The organism is Roseateles chitinivorans, from assembly GCF_002761755.1.
In the GTDB taxonomy this organism is placed as follows: Bacteria; Pseudomonadota; Gammaproteobacteria; order Burkholderiales; family Burkholderiaceae_C; genus Roseateles; species Roseateles chitinivorans.
In genome coordinates this window covers 26190-40453 of sequence record NZ_PEOG01000053.1, presented here as the reverse complement: position 1 = coordinate 40453, position 14264 = coordinate 26190, and the positions used below count along the sequence as shown (strand labels likewise).

Genomic DNA, 14264 nt, shown 5'->3' with positions numbered 1-14264 from the left:
GCGCCGCTCGACCGGCGGGCCGAAGCCCGGGATCGACGCGCGCCACCGATCGACGCGGTTCAGCGCCTGCGACACCGCCTCGGGCGCGCGCTGCCACCACTGCGCGGCCGGTTCCGCCAGCAGCGCCACGCTCAGCACGCTGCAGCCCACCACGGTCGTCACCAGCATCGCGGCGCTCACCGATTCCGGCATGCCGTGATGCCGCATCGTCCGCACCGCCGGCGCCAGGACGAAGGTCAGGATCAGGGCCACCAGCACCGGCAGGACGATGGCGCTCGCCTCCTTCAGCAGGAAGACCAGCGCGATCAACAGGAGTCCGCGCGTCGCCCAGCGGCGCATCGTGGTCGGGGGCAGGGTGGCGGCTCGCAAGATGTAAGGATGACGGAGGAACGGGGCTGTCGGACGCTCGAAGCAAGCCCCGGGCCAACTGCCGGGATTCACGCCCCGTGGGACGCGCGGTCGCGTGGGGCGCGGGCACGGTACGGGTGGTTACCCGTCCAAGTCCCGGGCGTCTTCTTCGACGAGCGGGTGCGCGCCCTCCGGCCATCGGTAAACGGTGCCGAAAGCCTTGCTCGATCGGGGCGGTGGAAGGGGCCCCGCGGCTGCGCCAGCAGCGGCGGCCCGGCTCGCGACCGGCGAATCCGCCGTCGCCCTCGCGTCCGGCCAATTCGCCGGCAGGCCCCGTGCCCAGTGGGTTTGCGGCTTTCTGGCAGGCACGCCGGATGACACCGGCTCCGCGATGTGAAACCGCCGCGCCGAGGTGGCATGGTCCTTGCGCTGAGGGACCATCAGGCCGGTTCGCCGGCACTGCGTGCAACCTGTTCCCGTCCTGCGCGGCGGGGACCTCCGGAACCGGTTGCGGGCAGTTTCATCCTCTACCGGACAGGAGTCTCACAAGTGGGAGCAATGGAACTCAGGCACGAGCACAAGCAGTCGCAGACACTGTCGCCTCGCCTCCAGCATGCCGTGCGGCTGCTGCAGATGTCCTCGTTGGATTTCTCCACCATGGTCACCGACATGCTGGGGCGCAATCCCTTCCTCGAAGTCACCGAGGGCTCGGATGAAGCCCTGCCGCTGGACGCCGACGTGCCGGTCGCGCCGTCGCCGGTGATGGCCGAAACGCCGGAGCCGCTGCCCGACGATCGCGAGATCTGGCGCGCGGAGAGCTCCGGCTCGATGCGCCGGGCCGAAGACGGCGAGCTCAGCGCGCTCGAGATGACCGCCGCGCAGACCTGCCTGCGCGAGCACCTGCGCAGCCAGCTCAATGTGCTGCGCCTGTCGCCGCGCGATCTGGTGCTGGCCACCATCGTGGCCGAATCGGTCGACGACGACGGCTATCTGCGCAGCTCGCTGGAGGAACTGGCGGCGGTCGCCCAGATGCAGCCGCCGGTGGCGCTGGAAGAGATGCAGATCGCGCTCAAGCGGGTGCAGGCGCTGGACCCGCTGGGCGTGGGTGCCCGCAGCGTCGCGGAATGCCTGCTGCTGCAGCTGCCCAAGATCGAGGACGCTCGCAGCCGCCGGCTGGCCGAGCGCATCATCACCCAGCACCTGAACCTGCTGGCCTCGCGCGACGTGCCGGCGCTGGCGCAGCTGCTGGACGTCAGCGTTGCCGAGGCGGAGGCCGTCTGCCTGAAGCTGCGCCGCTTCGATCCGCGGCCGGGCTGGCGCTACGAGACGACGCAGGCGGCCTACATCGTGCCGGACGTGCTGACGACCAAGGTGCGCGGCCAGTGGCGCGTGCAACTCAATCCGGCGGTCATCCCGAAGGTGCGGATGAACCAGGTCTATGCGGAGCTGTTCCAGCGCCATCGCCAGCAGGGTCATGCCGAGATGGCCAATCACCTGCAGGAGGCGCGCTGGACGATGCGCAACATCGAGCAGCGCTTCTCGACCATCCTGGACGTGGCCAGCGCGATCGTGCGCCGGCAGCGCCACTTCCTCGAATTCGGCGCGATGGCGATGAAGCCGCTGGGGCTGAAGGAGATCGCCGACGAGGTCGGCATCCATGAATCGACCGTCTCGCGGGTGACCAACAACAAGTACCTCGCGACGCCGACCGGCGTGTACGAGCTCAAGTACTTCTTCTCCCGCGCGATCGTCAGCAGCAACGGCAGCGCGTGCTCCGGCACCGCGATCCGCGGGCTGATCAAGGACATCATCGAGGCCGAGCGGCCCGAGAACCCGCTGTCCGACGCCGAGATCACGCGCCAGCTGGCCCGTCAGGGCCTGGTCGTCGCGCGGCGCACGGTGACCAAGTACCGCCAGATGCTGCGCATCGATGCGGTGGAACGGCGCCGCCAGCACAGCTGACGATCGACGATCATTCGCGAGGCGTGACGGAGACAAGGACAGGGCCCGACTGAGGCCCTGTTTTCATTGGAGCGCTGTCAGGCGGCTCGGCCTCGGCTAACCGCCGCCGCCGCGGCGGGTCGGACCGGCGGGCGGCGCACCGGGGACCATGCGGTCGCGCCGTTCGGCATCGAGGCCGGGCGTGGCGCGCAGGTCGGTGTCGACCTGCCCCTGCTTCAGATCGTCCCCAGCCTGTCCGATGACCTCGCGCTGGCGCTCGCCGGCGGCGCCGGTACCGTGGCTGCCGGTCGAGTCGCCTCGCACGCTCTGGTCGCGCTCGTGAGGCAGCTGCAGGTCCTCCTGGTGTCGCGGCTGCGCGTCGGGCGCCTGCGTGCCCGGCGCGACCGGAGCCTGGTCCAGCAGGCGCCGCGGCTGATCCGCGTCGCCGGGTGACGGTCGGGTCTTGTTGTCGGCCATGTCGGTCTCCTGATCGTGGAATCACCCCCCGTCCGGCAAGCGGCCGGCCCGGCGCCGGAACGGGACTTGCCGGTCCCGGCCGCATGCAAGCCTGGAAGACTCGATTCAACCTCCTCGATGGCGACCTGCTGCTGTGGGGTCAGTTGTTGCTCGGCGCCCTGGCGGTGGTGGCGGGTGCGCTCCTGCTGCACGCGATCCTGCGCCCGATCGCGCTGCGGCTGACCCGCTTCTCGCCGCTGCTGACCGCGGTGGTGAAACGCTGCGACAACCCGGCGCGCTGGGCACTGCCGCTGATCGGCCTGCTGATCGCCGCGCAGGGCGTGCCCGATACCGTCGCCGGCATCGGCGGCGTGCAGCATCTGTTGGGCGTGCTGACCATCCTGTCGCTCGCGGCCGTGGGTGCCGGCGCGATCACCGGCGTCGCGCAGGGCGTGGCGCTGATGCATCCCGCCGATGTCGAGGACAACCTCGCGGCCCGTCGCATCCAGACGCAGACCAAGGTGCTCGCACGGGTGGCCAAAGGCGCGGTGATGCTCACCGCGCTCGCCTTCGTGCTGATGACCTTCCCGCGCGCGAAGCAGGTCGGCGCCAGCCTGCTGGCCTCGGCCGGCATCGCCGGGCTGGTCTTCGGCCTGGCCGCACGCTCCGTGTTCGGGAACCTGCTCGCCGGCCTGCAGATCGCGATGGCCCAGCCGATCCGCCTCGACGACGTGCTCATCATCGAAGGCGAATGGGGCCGGGTCGAGGAGATCACCTCGACCTACGTCGTGCTCAAGGTCTGGGACGAACGCCGGCTGATCATCCCGCTGCAGTGGTTCATCGAACACCCGTTCCAGAACTGGACCCGCACCAGCGCCAGCATCCTCGGCACCGTCATGCTCTGGGTCGACTTCACCCTGCCCGTGCAGGACCTCCGGGAGAAGGCGACGGCGATGTGCAAGGCATCGGCGCACTGGGACGGCCGCGTGTGCGGGGTGCAAGTCGTGGAGACGACCGAGCGCACCATGCAGATCCGGGTGCTGGTCAGTGCGAAGGACTCCGGCAAGGCCTTTGACCTGCGCTGCGAATTGCGGGAGGGTCTCATCGCCTGGCTGCAGAAGACCTATCCGCAGTCGCTGCCGCGAGTTCGGGCGCTGGTGGAGGATGTGCCGGCGCCAGCGGCGCCGGTCATCAAGCCGTCGTTGCCGCCGTCGCCGGCGCCTTGAAGCGCCTCGCGGTATGACCTGCGGGGACCGAGCGCGGCTCAGACCGACCGGGTCCCCTTTTCTCCATGCCTGGGGCCAGAGGCCCCAGGCCTTCGCTAGGCACAAACAGTCCTCAGGACTGTTTGTGTCCGAGCGAAGTCCCTCCGCCGGCGTAGCCGGCAATCCCTCCTTAAGTTCCGAAAAGGGGACCCGGTCGGTCTGATCCCGAGACACCGTGGCTTGCGTGAGTCCGGGGCGCGGCTGCGATCGGGGCCAGACGTGGAGCGTCAGGGGACCGTGCGTGGGGCGTCTAGGTGCGAGAGCATCAGGCGCAGGACGTCGTCGATCTCGGATTGCTCCCGGAGGTAGTAGCGGGCGTGGCTATCGTCCAGACGGGGGCCGACGCGGACCGTCACCCAGTCATCGCCAGCGCGCTCGAAGGCGGGCTCGTCGTTGGTGTCGTCGCCGATGTAGAAGCCGCACTCCGCCCCATAGCGGTGGGCCAGGCGCTGCATCGCGTGGCCCTTGTCCGGCGCGTTCTCGACCAGGATGTTGACCACGCGCTTGCCTTGCTCCGCCTCGATGCCGGGCGGCAACTCGCGCAGCAAGGTGGCGATCGCCTCGCGGGCCAGCACCGGGTCAGGCGCGAGCCGGTAATGGATCGCCATCGAGGCGCCCTTGTCCTCGATCGTCGCGCCAGCCTCGGCCAGCATCGGGGCCAGGCGCCGCGCCTGTTGGCGGAAGGCCTCGAGCGTGGTGACGAGACGCGGCTCAGGACCGTCGAACTCGTCCTCCGCGCCGTGGTTGCCGACGATGTGCGTCGGCTTGAACCCCAGCCGGTGCCGCACGTCCAGCACCTGGCGGCCGCTGACGACCGCGATCGGCACCCGCTCCGCGAGCCGCGCCAGCAGGGCGGCGGTGCGCGCCGGGATGCGCGCCTCGTCCGGATGCATGACGATGGGCGCGAGGGTGCCGTCGAAGTCGAAACCGAGCAGCGGTCGGCGGGTCATCAGGCGGGCGAGGGCGGCGCGGCCCTCCGCGTCGAGCAGGTAGCGCACCGGCCTCATGGCGTGAGAGCCTCCTCGCCGGACTCGCGCGCGCGGCGCTGGACCCGCCGCGTGATGCGCTCGCGCAGGCGCCACTGGCCGGCATCGGTCAGCATGCGGCCGGCCCAGCGGTAGACGTTGAACTCGCGCACCGTCATGCGCAGGCTCGCCATGCGCTCGCGCTGTTCCTGCGGCGGCATGGTGGCGGCACGGTGCAGGGCATCGGTGGTCTCCTCGACGTGATACGGATTGATGACCAGCGCCTCCGGCAGCTCGCGCGCGGCGCCCGCGAAGCGGCTGAGGATCAGCACGCCCTGGTCGTCGTCGCGCGCGGCGATGAACTCCTTGCAGACGAGGTTCATGCCGTCGTGCAGGCTGGTGACGACGCACATGTGGGCCGCGCGGTAGAGCTCCATCAGCGCCGAGTGGTCATGGTGCTCGGCCAGCAGCAGCACCGGCTTGTAGCCCGCGCCGCCGAAGCGCAGGTTGATGCGCTCGGTGACGCGGTGGATGCGGTCCTGGAACTCGCGGTACTCCTCGAGCGCGCTGCGCGTGGGCGCGGCGACCTGCACGAGCACGAAGCGGCCTTGCCACTGCGGGTACTTCTCGAGCAGCCGCTCGACCGCATGCAGCCGCTCCAGGATGCCCTTGGTGTAGTCGAAGCGATCGACGCCGACCGCCATCACCGTGTCGGGCCCGAGCTGCAGGCGCTCGAAGACCGCCGCGCGCGCGTCCGCCGGAGAGGGCCAACCGGCCCGCTCCTCGTCGGTCGGCCAGGCGATGGAGATCGGGTAGCTCTGCACCAGCGTCGGCTCGCCCTGGTAGCTGATGGTCGAGTGCTCGTGCTCGATGCGGGCCTCGAGGTAGCGGTCCACCGTCTCGGTGAAGTTCTTGCAGTGGAAGCGGGTGTGGAAGCCCAGGATGGTGCTGCCGAGCATGCCCTGCAGCAGTTCGCGCCGCCATGGGCAGATGCCGAAGGACTCCGGGTTGGGCCAGGGGATGTGCCAGAAGGTGATGATCGTCGCCTTGGGCAGCTTCTCCCGCACCATGGCCGGCAGCAGCGCGAAGTGGTAGTCCTGCACGAGGACCACCGGGTCGTCGCCGCGCGCCTCGGCGACGACCGCATCGGCGAAGCGCTGGTTGACCGCGCGGTACTGCGCCCAGTCGGATTCGCGGAAGACCGGTCGCACATGCGCGACGTGGCACAGCGGCCACAGGCCCTCGTTGGCAAAGCCCTGGTAGTAGCCGCGCTCCTCGTCGTCGCTGAGCCAGATGCGGCGCAGCACGTACTCCTGGGTGTCGGGCGGCACGGCGACGCGGTCGTTGGCATCGACGACCTCCTGGTCCGCGCTGCCGCTGCCGTGCGCGATCCAGGTGCCGGAGCAGGCCCGCATGACGGGTTCCACCGCGGTGACCAGGCCGCTGGCCGGACGGCTGACCGAGATGCCGTTCGGGCCGCGCTGGTGGATGTAGGGCTCGCGGTTGGAAACGACGATGACCTGGTCGCCGCGCAACTGCGTGCGCAGCAGGCCGCGCAGGCGGTCCGGGTCCCAGGGGGTGAGCGGGCCGTGCTCGCGGTAGAGGTTGTCCTCCAGCTCGCGGATGTGCTGCCGGATCTCGACCTCCAGCGGCTGCAGCTCGGGCGGCGCGGTTTCGGGGCCGCCGCGCAGGCCGGTGGTGTTGAGCAGCGGCCGCACCAGGCCCTCGCCGCGCAGGATCGCGCGCATGCCCGAGACCCAGCCGCGCCAGCTGAGCTGCGCCACGATCATCGTGATGACGGCCACGGCCAGGCCCAGGACCATGATGAAGATGATCATGTAGCGCCGCGTGTCCAGGCTGCGGCGGTCGGGCAGGCTGAGGTCGTGCAGCAGCACCAGCCGCTCGCCGTCCGCCTGCTGCGGATTCACCGGGAAGACGCCGACGTGCACCGCGCCGCTGGACAGCTCCAGCCGCGGGTCCTTCTGCGTGGCTGTGAGCTCGGCCTCCTTGCAGCCCAGGGTGTCGGGGAAGCCCTTGGTGCTCATCACCTGCGTGCCGTCGGGGCCGCACAGGGCGATGCCGACGAGGCGCTCGTCCAGCACGCCGCGCTCGAGCAGGTTGCGCAGGCGGTCGCGCTTGGCGCCCGGCTCGATGTCCGCGATCGCCACCGAGAGGGTCTTGGCCACCATCGCGCCGCGGGCGCTGAGGTCGCGCGAGAACCAGCGCAGGGTCATGCGGTCCAGCAGAGGCAGCGCCAGCAGCGCCGCGACGGTGAGGGTGATCAGCAGCGGGACCAGGAAACGCAGCTGGAGGTGCAGCGACTTCATGCCCGGCCGCCCGCGCGTCGGGGCGCGAGGTCTGCCAGGAAGCCGTGGTCGGCGTCGTCGTCATCCTCGTCGACGTCGAACCCCTCGGTGCGCGGGTCGCGGCGCAGCGCGTGCAAGCCGCCCAGCGCCAGCCCGGCGGCGAAGCCGCCGTAGATCATCAACAGGCTCGCCATCGACGGCGGCCGGGTGCCGGCGGCCGTGGCGCGCTTGTCGGCGCCCGGGGTCAGCACGCTCGGGGTGACGACGCGGTCGATGCCGACGGCGACCGCCGTCAGCAGCAGCGCGTCACCGACCGCATTGGCCCGGGTCGGCCGGGGACGCAACGCGCGGATGCGGTCATAGAGCGCGCCCCACACCAGCCCGGTGGCGGTGTGCAGCGCCAGGTTGGCAGCGGCGGATTGCAAGGGCGGGCGGCCGACGCGGTACTCGGAACGGCCGACCAGATGGGCATGGTCGGACCGGCTGCCGCGCAACAGCGCCAGTCCCGAGAACAGGCTGGCCAACACGCCGTCGGCGCATGCCCGGCGCAGCGCCGGGAGCAGCAATGCATTCAAAGGCGACTCCTGTGACAGAGGGAAACAAGCCCCTGACAACGGCAATCGCCGTGCCGCCCGATCCTGGTGCGGCCTCTCTCCGAACGCGGCGCACGAGGTTCGCCCTCGCCCTGCCTGCGAGGGCCCGCGAGCGGCCCGCGACGCCCCGTCGACCGGCCTCAGTTGATGGCCGTCGGCGGTGGCATGTACGGGGGCTCTCGCACCGGGACCGGGTTCTCGCCCGGAATCGGCGGGTCGATGACATCGGGCGGCTGGTCGTCCGGCTCGGGCGCGGGACCATGCGGCGGCGGTGGCACGAAGGGAACTTCGTTCGGATGGGGCGGGCTGGGCGGCACCGTGTGGGCGTAGAGCGGCGGGGCGAATGGCGTCATGGGCGGTCCTTGTGTCGCCCGACTGTCTGCAAGCGGCGCGCCCGGCATGAGCCGCTCTCGCGCGTGCGGAAGGCGTGCGCGAGAACGAGGCGAGCGCCCATGGCCGCGGATGCGCGGCCCGGTCTGGCGCTTGCCGATTCCCGGCATCGATCACCGTTCCGAAGGAGTACCCCATGACGACGAAGACCGTGAAGGACACCGTGGAGAAGCAGCAGCACGTCCAGCATCAGCAGGACGTCAAGGACCAGGAGAAGCAGGCCCAGGAGGCCGGCAAGAAGTCCTCGAAGGACCAGCCGGTGCAGGCCGGCGCGCGCGAGCAGCCCAGCCGCTTCCCCGCGCAACACCTGGACAAGCCGGGCGAGGAGCGCGACCTGGGCCTCGCGCCCCGCTTCCTGGCGCCGGACTACCGCGGCAGCGGCAAGCTCGACGGCATGACGGCGATCGTCACCGGCGGAGATTCCGGCATCGGACGCGCGGTGGCGGTGCTGTTCGCCCGCGAGGGCGCGGACGTGGCGATCGTCTACCTCGAGGAGGACGAGGATGCGCGCAAGACCCAGCACCATGTCGAGGCCGAAGGCCGCCGCTGCGAGCTGATCCGCGGCGACGTGCAGGACCGGGAGTTCTGTCGGCAAGCGGTGCAGAAGGTCGTGCAGCGCTTCGGGCGGCTGGACGTGCTGGTCAACAACGCGGCGTTCCAGGAGCACGCGGCGACGCTCGAGGACCTGACCGAGGAGCGGCTGGAACTCACCTTCAGGACCAACATCTTCGGCTACTTCCACATGGCGCAGGCGGCGTTGCCCCACCTGAAGCAGGGCGCGAGCATCATCAACACCGGTTCGGTGGTCGGGCTGCGCGGCAGCGCGACGCTGCTGGACTACGCCTCGACCAAGGGGGCGATCCACGCCTTCACCAAGTCGCTCGCGCAGAACCTGCTGCCCAAGGGCATCCGCGTCAACGCGGTCGCGCCGGGGCCGGTCTGGACGCCGCTGAATCCGGCCGACTCGCCCGCCGACAAGGTGCCCGAGTTCGGCGCCACCAGCGACATGAAGCGCGCCGCGCAGCCCGAGGAGCTGTCGCCGGCCTACGTCTACCTGGCGTCGCCGGTGTGCTCGGGCTACGTGACCGGCATCGTGCTGCCGGTGACCGGCAGCGTCGGGGCCATCTGAGGATCGCTCCCGGGGCGTGTCCGAAGGGGGCGGTCCCGAGGGCGCCCCAGGGGCGTTCAAAGGAGCGAATGCGCGGTCGCTGTCCCCGGATCGGGGACGGCACCGCGATTGCCCGGAGCCTCTCGATGGCGGTCCCCCGCCCGCATCCACCGCCCTCCGGAAGTCCAAGGAGACCCGCCTCATGAACGACAAGGCCTTCGAGACGCCCTGGCACCTGGTCTGGTGCGCCGACGTCGCGAGTCAACGGCTGCTGCACGTCAGCGCCTCGGTGGAAGGGCTGCTCGGCCTGACGCCGCAAGCGCTGCTCGACGACCCGATCCAGTGGAACCACGCGGTGCTGCCGGCCGATGCCGGCGAGCTGCCGCGACCGTTCTGCGCCGACGATCTGCCGCATGGCGACGGGCATGTGCGGGAGTACCGGATCATCGGCGCCGACCTGCACCTCTACCGCGTGCGTGACCGGCGCTTCCGCCGCCGCGATCCGCTCAGCGGCGCGCTGCGGACCTTGGGCGTCATCGAGGCGCTCGGCGAGGCGCCGCTCGATGCCCAGGCGCTGGGAGAGTCGTCCTGGCAGCAGCTGTGGGACGGGCCGGAAGGCCGTGACGACGGCGACGACCTCCAGGCCGTGATGCCTGCGGCGCACCGCATCGCGGCAGGCCCCGCGCCCGACGCGCCGAAGCGCTCCGGCGAGGCGCCGCCGGCCGAGCCGCCTGCGCCCGGTCCCGATCAGGCACCGCACGAGCATCCGGACGATCCGGGCGTCCACCCCGACGGCCCGAGGCGCTACCACGACGACCACGCCACGCCGGCGCGCCAACGCCTCGAGCACCATCAGGCGGAGTGCCTCGAGCAGGGAGAACCGGCATGAGAGCCCATGTCCTGCCCAGGAGCGATTTCCGCGCCGACCTGATGGCGCGTGACGAGGTCGTGGCCCTGCTGATCGACGACCACCAGCGCGCGCAGCATGCCTTCCACCAGTTCGACCGTCTCTGGGCGCTGGGGGACCACGAGTCGTGCGAGGCGCTGGTGCGCCGCACCTGCGCGCTGCTGACGGTGCATGCGACCCTGGAGGAAGAGCTGTTCTACCCGGCGGTCCGCAGGTGCCCCGAGATCGGCGCCGTGGAGCGGCGGCTGATCAACGAGGCCGAGATCGAGCATCTGGTCGTGCGGATCCTGATGTCGCAGCTGCGCCGGATGCGCGCCGACGACGCGCAGTTCGCGCCCCTGGTCGGTGTGCTGGGCCGTTACGTCGGCCACCACGCCAAGGACGTGGAGCAGGGCATCCTGCCGCGGCTGACGCATGCCTCGTCGGTGGACTGGCCCTCGCTGTCGAGCGCGCTGCGTCGTCGCCGCGACGAGCTGGAACGCCAGTGGCGCGACGAGCTGATGGTGGAGAGCGCGGAATACGAGCGGCAGCAGGACGCCTGAGCGTCCGCCGGTTTCACCGCGCCGCCGCCTCGCCGTCGGATCGTCCGGTCGCGCGCGCCGCCCGCCGGGCCAGCGAGGCCACCAGCTCGTGTGCCTGGAAATGCGCCAGCAGCCGCTGCTTCTGCTGCGCGGTCAGCGACGAGGCCTCGATCATCTCGGGCCAGTGCGTGAAGGCCGCCTTGACGCAGCGCGAGATCGCCTGCTCCGCCGGCTTGACCGGGATGCGCAGCCGGTCGCAGAAGGCCTGCAGCAGCGCCGGCGAGATCGACTGCGGCGCTGTCGCCGCGTCCCCGGCGGTCCGCGCGCGGCGCGGCAGGTACTCGGGCGGCAGGATCAGCAGCGCGTGGCCGCGCAGGCGGTGATAGACGGCGTAGGCGACCAGGTCGTAAGCCGGCGAGAGCGTCGGCGTGAGCCCGTCGAGGTAGCGCACGCCGATGTTCTTCAAATGCATGTCGGCATTGCCGACCATCTCGTTGACCACCAGCCGGCGCAGCAGCTCGTGCACCGCCGGCTGCCCCATCGAGGGCTCGGCCATCAGCACCGCGGCGATGTCCAGGTAGGTCACCGGCCGCCCGTCCGGACCACCGCCGTACTTGTCCTCCGGCATGCGGCCCAGGATCTGGGCGAAGTCCTCGACATGGAGGCGACCCGCCGGCGAGCGGTCGAAGCGCGTGACCGCGAGGAAGCGGGTCTGCCCGGTCGCGTCGCCGAGGTCGTAGCCATGGGGCAGTCCGAGGCGCTCCAGCGGCTCGAGCGTCGCCTCGCAGGTGTCCACGCCGGCCGCGCGCGCCAGGCGCAGGGTCAGGTCTTCCACCTCCGGCAGCAGCGGCTGTCCGACGACCGGCAGCTTGGCGATGATGTGGGTGTCGTGGTCCTTGGTGCGGCCGACGTAGCGGTCGCCGTCGCGGATGACACCCAGCTTGGGCTGCACGCCCGACAGCGAGACGCCTTCCTCGAGCGGATCCGCGGTGACCGACATCTCCAGCGCGTCCTGGCCCTGGGTGACGTAGCGGGCAAGCTCGTCCCGCGACAGCTCCACCGGCAGCGCGTGGACATTGCCGGGCAGGTCCTTGCCGCAGGCAGCCAGCATCTCGAAGTGGTCGTTGGGGGCGCAGTGGCGCAGCGCGGCGACATGGTCGCGGAACACGCCCTCGGGCAGCAGGTTCTGGAAGAAGGCGGGCAGCAGCCAGCCGTTCTTCGCCGAGTGGCGACCGTTGAAGCTGGCGGACCGGATGTCCCGCCAGACCGCCGCCTGGGCCTGCGGCGTGGCCGCGCGCATCGACAGCGAGAGCGTGGGCATGGCCGCGCCGGCGCGCGCGACCAGGTCCTCGTCGGCGACGAACCGGTTGGTCACCGACGCGCCGGGCAGCGCGTACTGGAACAGCACGCCGAGGCGGAGCTCGCCCAGGTGGATCGCCAGCGCCTTGACGTTCATCGCGAGGCCTTCGAAGCGGTGGCATCAGCCGACGCATGCAGGGCGTCGAGCGCCTCGGTCACGACCGACCGGACCGGCGGACCGAGTTCCTCGCCGGCGCCGAGCGCCCGCGCCGCGCCCTTGGGCACCAGCAGCAGCTCCAGCCCCAATCGGTCGGCCAGCGCCATCAGCGTGGTGAGACGGAAGTCCTCCTCGCCGCTGAGCACGTGGGTCAGCGTCCGCGGCGACACGCCGGACGATTCGGCCAGGCGGGCTTGCGTCCAGCCATTGCGCTTGGCGGCGTCCCGCAGGGTGTCGGCGATTTCCGGGAGGGTGAGCATGGTAATGAATTGCTGATCGACGTGAAAACAGTACTTTATTGCGCTGTCACCGTCAAGAAGATCAGCAATATAGTGCGTAAAAAAATAAAAATGGCACCAAGGTGCCATTCTTCGTCGAGATCTCTCGCCGGGCCAGAAGGCGGCACGGCGGCGCGCGGCGCAGACCCCGGGTCCGCTCGAGCCGCGCCTCAGCGCGAGGCGGGCGTGCTGGCCGCGCCGGCCGCGGCCGGGAAGGCCGCGCGCGGCCCGGCGGCGCCAGCCGCGGTCACCCGCCAGATCGCGTTGCCCACATCGTCCGCCACCAGCAGCGCCCCCTGGCGATCGATCGCGACGCCCACCGGCCGGCCCATCGCCTGGCCCTTGGCATCGAGGAAGCCGGTCAGCACGTCGATCGGCATGCCGCTGGGCTTGGCGCCGACGAAGGGGACGAAGACCACCTTGTAGCCGGCCGGCACCTTGCGATTCCAGGAGCCGTGCTGGCCGATGAACATGCCGTGCGCATAGTCCTGCGTCAGCTGGTTGCCATCCGCCGAGGCCAGCCCCAGCGAGGCGGTGTGCGCGCCGACGGCGTAGTCCGGCACCAGCGCCTGCTCGACCAGCTCCGGCCGCTGCGGCTTGACCCGCTCGTCGACATGTCGGCCGTACCAGCTGTAGGGCCAGCCGTAGAAGCCGCCGTCCCGCACCGAGGTGATGTAGTCGGGCACCAGGTCGTCGCCGAGCTCGTCACGCTCGTTCACCGCGACCCACAGCGCCTTGCTGGTGGGCTCCCAGGCCAGGCCCACCGGGTTGCGCAGCCCCGAGGCGAAGACGCGCGAGGCGCCGCTCTGCAGGTCGATCTCGAGGATCGCGGCGCGACGCTGCTCGTTCTCCAGGCCGTTCTCCGCGATGTTGCTGTTGGAGCCGATGCCCGCGTAGAGCTTGGTGCCCTCGGCATTGGCGATCAGGCTCTTGGTCCAGTGGTGGTTGATCGTGCCGCCCGGCAGGTCCGCCACCTTGACCGGCGCGCCGGCGAGCCGGGTCTGCCCGGTCGCGTAGGGGAAACGGACCACCGCGTCGGTGTTGGCCACGTAGAAGTTGTTGCCGATCAGCGCCATGCCGAAGGGCGAGTTCAGGCCCTCGGCGAAGGCGAAGCGCTGGTCCGCCACCCCGTCGCCGTCGGTATCGCGCAGCAGCGTGATGCGGTTGGCGCTCTTGGGCGTCGCGCCGGCCTTCTTCTGGAACTGCTTGGTGATCCAGGCCTTGGGACCCTTGCCGTCGTCGGGGCGCACCGGCGCATTGGTCTCGGCGATGAGCACGTCGCCATTGGGCAGCACATGCAGCCAGCGCGGATGGTCGAGCTTGTCGGCGAAGCGCGTGACCGCCAGCCCGGGCGCGGCCTGCGGCTTGGCACCCGCGGGCCAGCCGACCGCCTTGGCCACCTTGACCGTCGGCACCAGCGTCTTTTGCGGCTCGGGCAGCGTCGGGTTGGGGCCATAGCCCGGTGGCGTGGTGGTCTGCGCCTCGAGCGCGAGCACGGCCTGGTGGCCGAGCGCCGCGACGGCGGCGAGGGCCGCCAGCGCGAGGCCGGCGGCGGCGGGGCGCGCGAAGCGCCGGGCAGTGTTGTCGTTCATTCGGACTCCAGGCGGGATGGGATCCGGGCGCGGACCCGGGACGCCGCGTCCGGGCGCGGCACCTCGTCCCGGCCAGCA

Annotated in this window: 14 protein-coding genes; 5 read left to right on the top strand and 9 right to left on the bottom strand. The window is 71.0% G+C overall.

Going from position 1 to position 14264, the window contains the following annotated elements:
- The coding region (locus CS062_RS18180) for an AI-2E family transporter (protein ID WP_143742407.1) at positions 1-369 on the bottom strand (369 nt) is incomplete at its 3' end.
- Between the two features lie 537 nt (positions 370-906).
- On the opposite strand from CS062_RS18180, the gene rpoN reads away from it, so the two are divergent.
- Positions 907-2310 carry an RNA polymerase factor sigma-54 gene (rpoN, locus tag CS062_RS18175; RefSeq protein ID WP_233218126.1) on the top strand — a complete coding sequence of 468 codons (1404 nt, stop codon included), beginning with the start codon at positions 907-909 and terminating at the stop codon, positions 2308-2310.
- Positions 2311-2406: 96 nt separating this feature from the next.
- Here rpoN and CS062_RS18170 read toward each other — a convergent pair whose 3' ends face one another.
- Complete coding sequence (locus CS062_RS18170) at positions 2407-2766, bottom strand: hypothetical protein (protein ID WP_099862995.1); 360 nt, start codon at positions 2764-2766, stop codon at positions 2407-2409.
- A gap of 83 nt (positions 2767-2849) precedes the next feature.
- On the opposite strand from CS062_RS18170, the gene CS062_RS18165 reads away from it, so the two are divergent.
- Positions 2850-3971 (top strand): mechanosensitive ion channel family protein, encoded by a 1122-nt coding sequence (locus CS062_RS18165; RefSeq protein WP_099862994.1) that lies wholly within the window; start codon positions 2850-2852, stop codon positions 3969-3971.
- Between the two features lie 266 nt (positions 3972-4237).
- On the opposite strand, the gene otsB is transcribed toward CS062_RS18165, so the two are convergent.
- The 4 genes from otsB to CS062_RS18145 all read right to left on the bottom strand — a co-directional run bounded on the left by otsB (position 4238) and on the right by CS062_RS18145 (position 8227).
- Positions 4238-5017, bottom strand: coding sequence for a trehalose-phosphatase (gene otsB, locus CS062_RS18160; protein ID WP_099862993.1), 780 nt, complete (start codon positions 5015-5017; stop codon positions 4238-4240).
- Positions 5014-7302: an alpha,alpha-trehalose-phosphate synthase (UDP-forming) gene (locus CS062_RS18155; RefSeq protein ID WP_099862992.1), complete on the bottom strand. Its 2289-nt coding sequence runs from the start codon at positions 7300-7302 to the stop codon at positions 5014-5016. Before CS062_RS18155 ends, otsB begins: the two co-directional genes overlap by 4 nt.
- Positions 7299-7856 (bottom strand): hypothetical protein, encoded by a 558-nt coding sequence (locus CS062_RS18150; protein WP_099862991.1) that lies wholly within the window; start codon positions 7854-7856, stop codon positions 7299-7301. The genes CS062_RS18155 and CS062_RS18150 overlap by 4 nt, the downstream gene beginning before the upstream one ends.
- Before the next feature lie 158 nt (positions 7857-8014).
- Entirely contained in the window at positions 8015-8227 is a 213-nt protein-coding gene (locus CS062_RS18145) for a hypothetical protein (RefSeq protein ID WP_099862990.1), read from the bottom strand.
- A 173-nt stretch (positions 8228-8400) separates the two neighbouring features.
- Here CS062_RS18145 and CS062_RS18140 point away from each other — a divergent pair, with 173 nt between their 5' ends.
- The 3 genes from CS062_RS18140 (at position 8401) to CS062_RS18130 (ending at position 10821) form a co-directional block, all read left to right on the top strand.
- On the top strand, positions 8401-9393 hold the full coding sequence (locus CS062_RS18140) for an SDR family oxidoreductase (protein WP_099862989.1): 993 nt from the start codon (positions 8401-8403) through the stop codon (positions 9391-9393).
- Positions 9394-9574: 181 nt separating this feature from the next.
- Entirely contained in the window at positions 9575-10261 is a 687-nt protein-coding gene (locus CS062_RS18135) for a PAS domain-containing protein (RefSeq protein ID WP_099862988.1), read from the top strand.
- Complete coding sequence (locus tag CS062_RS18130) at positions 10258-10821, top strand: hemerythrin domain-containing protein (protein WP_099862987.1); 564 nt, start codon at positions 10258-10260, stop codon at positions 10819-10821. Before CS062_RS18135 ends, CS062_RS18130 begins: the two co-directional genes overlap by 4 nt.
- A gap of 13 nt (positions 10822-10834) precedes the next feature.
- Here the strand turns inward: CS062_RS18130 and CS062_RS18125 are convergent, their stop codons facing one another.
- The 3 genes from CS062_RS18125 to CS062_RS18115 all read right to left on the bottom strand — a co-directional run bounded on the left by CS062_RS18125 (position 10835) and on the right by CS062_RS18115 (position 14186).
- The gene (locus CS062_RS18125) at positions 10835-12256 is read right to left on the bottom strand and encodes a type II toxin-antitoxin system HipA family toxin (protein WP_099862986.1); all 1422 of its coding nucleotides are present in this window, start codon (positions 12254-12256) and stop codon (positions 10835-10837) included.
- A complete protein-coding gene (locus CS062_RS18120; protein WP_158238832.1) occupies positions 12253-12576 on the bottom strand; it encodes a helix-turn-helix transcriptional regulator in 324 nt (107 codons plus the stop codon). The genes CS062_RS18125 and CS062_RS18120 overlap by 4 nt, the downstream gene beginning before the upstream one ends.
- Positions 12577-12764: 188 nt before the next feature.
- Complete coding sequence (locus tag CS062_RS18115; protein ID WP_099862984.1) at positions 12765-14186, bottom strand: PQQ-dependent sugar dehydrogenase; 1422 nt, start codon at positions 14184-14186, stop codon at positions 12765-12767.
- Positions 14187-14264 lie beyond the last annotated feature (78 nt).

What these genes read in the sequence shown, in the direction of transcription:
- rpoN (WP_233218126.1), top strand. Translation starts at nt 907, where the DNA reads ATGGAACTCAGGCACGAGCACAAGCAGTCGCAGACACTGTCGCCTCGC.
- CS062_RS18170 (WP_099862995.1), bottom strand. Translation starts at nt 2,766, where the DNA reads ATGGCCGACAACAAGACCCGACCGTCACCCGGCGACGCGGATCAGCCG.
- CS062_RS18165 (WP_099862994.1), top strand. Translation starts at nt 2,850, where the DNA reads ATGCAAGCCTGGAAGACTCGATTCAACCTCCTCGATGGCGACCTGCTG.
- otsB (WP_099862993.1), bottom strand. Translation starts at nt 5,017, where the DNA reads ATGAGGCCGGTGCGCTACCTGCTCGACGCGGAGGGCCGCGCCGCCCTC.
- CS062_RS18155 (WP_099862992.1), bottom strand. Translation starts at nt 7,302, where the DNA reads ATGAAGTCGCTGCACCTCCAGCTGCGTTTCCTGGTCCCGCTGCTGATC.
- CS062_RS18145 (WP_099862990.1), bottom strand. Translation starts at nt 8,227, where the DNA reads ATGACGCCATTCGCCCCGCCGCTCTACGCCCACACGGTGCCGCCCAGC.
- CS062_RS18140 (WP_099862989.1), top strand. Translation starts at nt 8,401, where the DNA reads ATGACGACGAAGACCGTGAAGGACACCGTGGAGAAGCAGCAGCACGTC.
- CS062_RS18135 (WP_099862988.1), top strand. Translation starts at nt 9,575, where the DNA reads ATGAACGACAAGGCCTTCGAGACGCCCTGGCACCTGGTCTGGTGCGCC.
- CS062_RS18130 (WP_099862987.1), top strand. Translation starts at nt 10,258, where the DNA reads ATGAGAGCCCATGTCCTGCCCAGGAGCGATTTCCGCGCCGACCTGATG.
- CS062_RS18125 (WP_099862986.1), bottom strand. Translation starts at nt 12,256, where the DNA reads ATGAACGTCAAGGCGCTGGCGATCCACCTGGGCGAGCTCCGCCTCGGC.
- CS062_RS18120 (WP_158238832.1), bottom strand. Translation starts at nt 12,576, where the DNA reads ATGCTCACCCTCCCGGAAATCGCCGACACCCTGCGGGACGCCGCCAAG.
- CS062_RS18115 (WP_099862984.1), bottom strand. Translation starts at nt 14,186, where the DNA reads ATGAACGACAACACTGCCCGGCGCTTCGCGCGCCCCGCCGCCGCCGGC.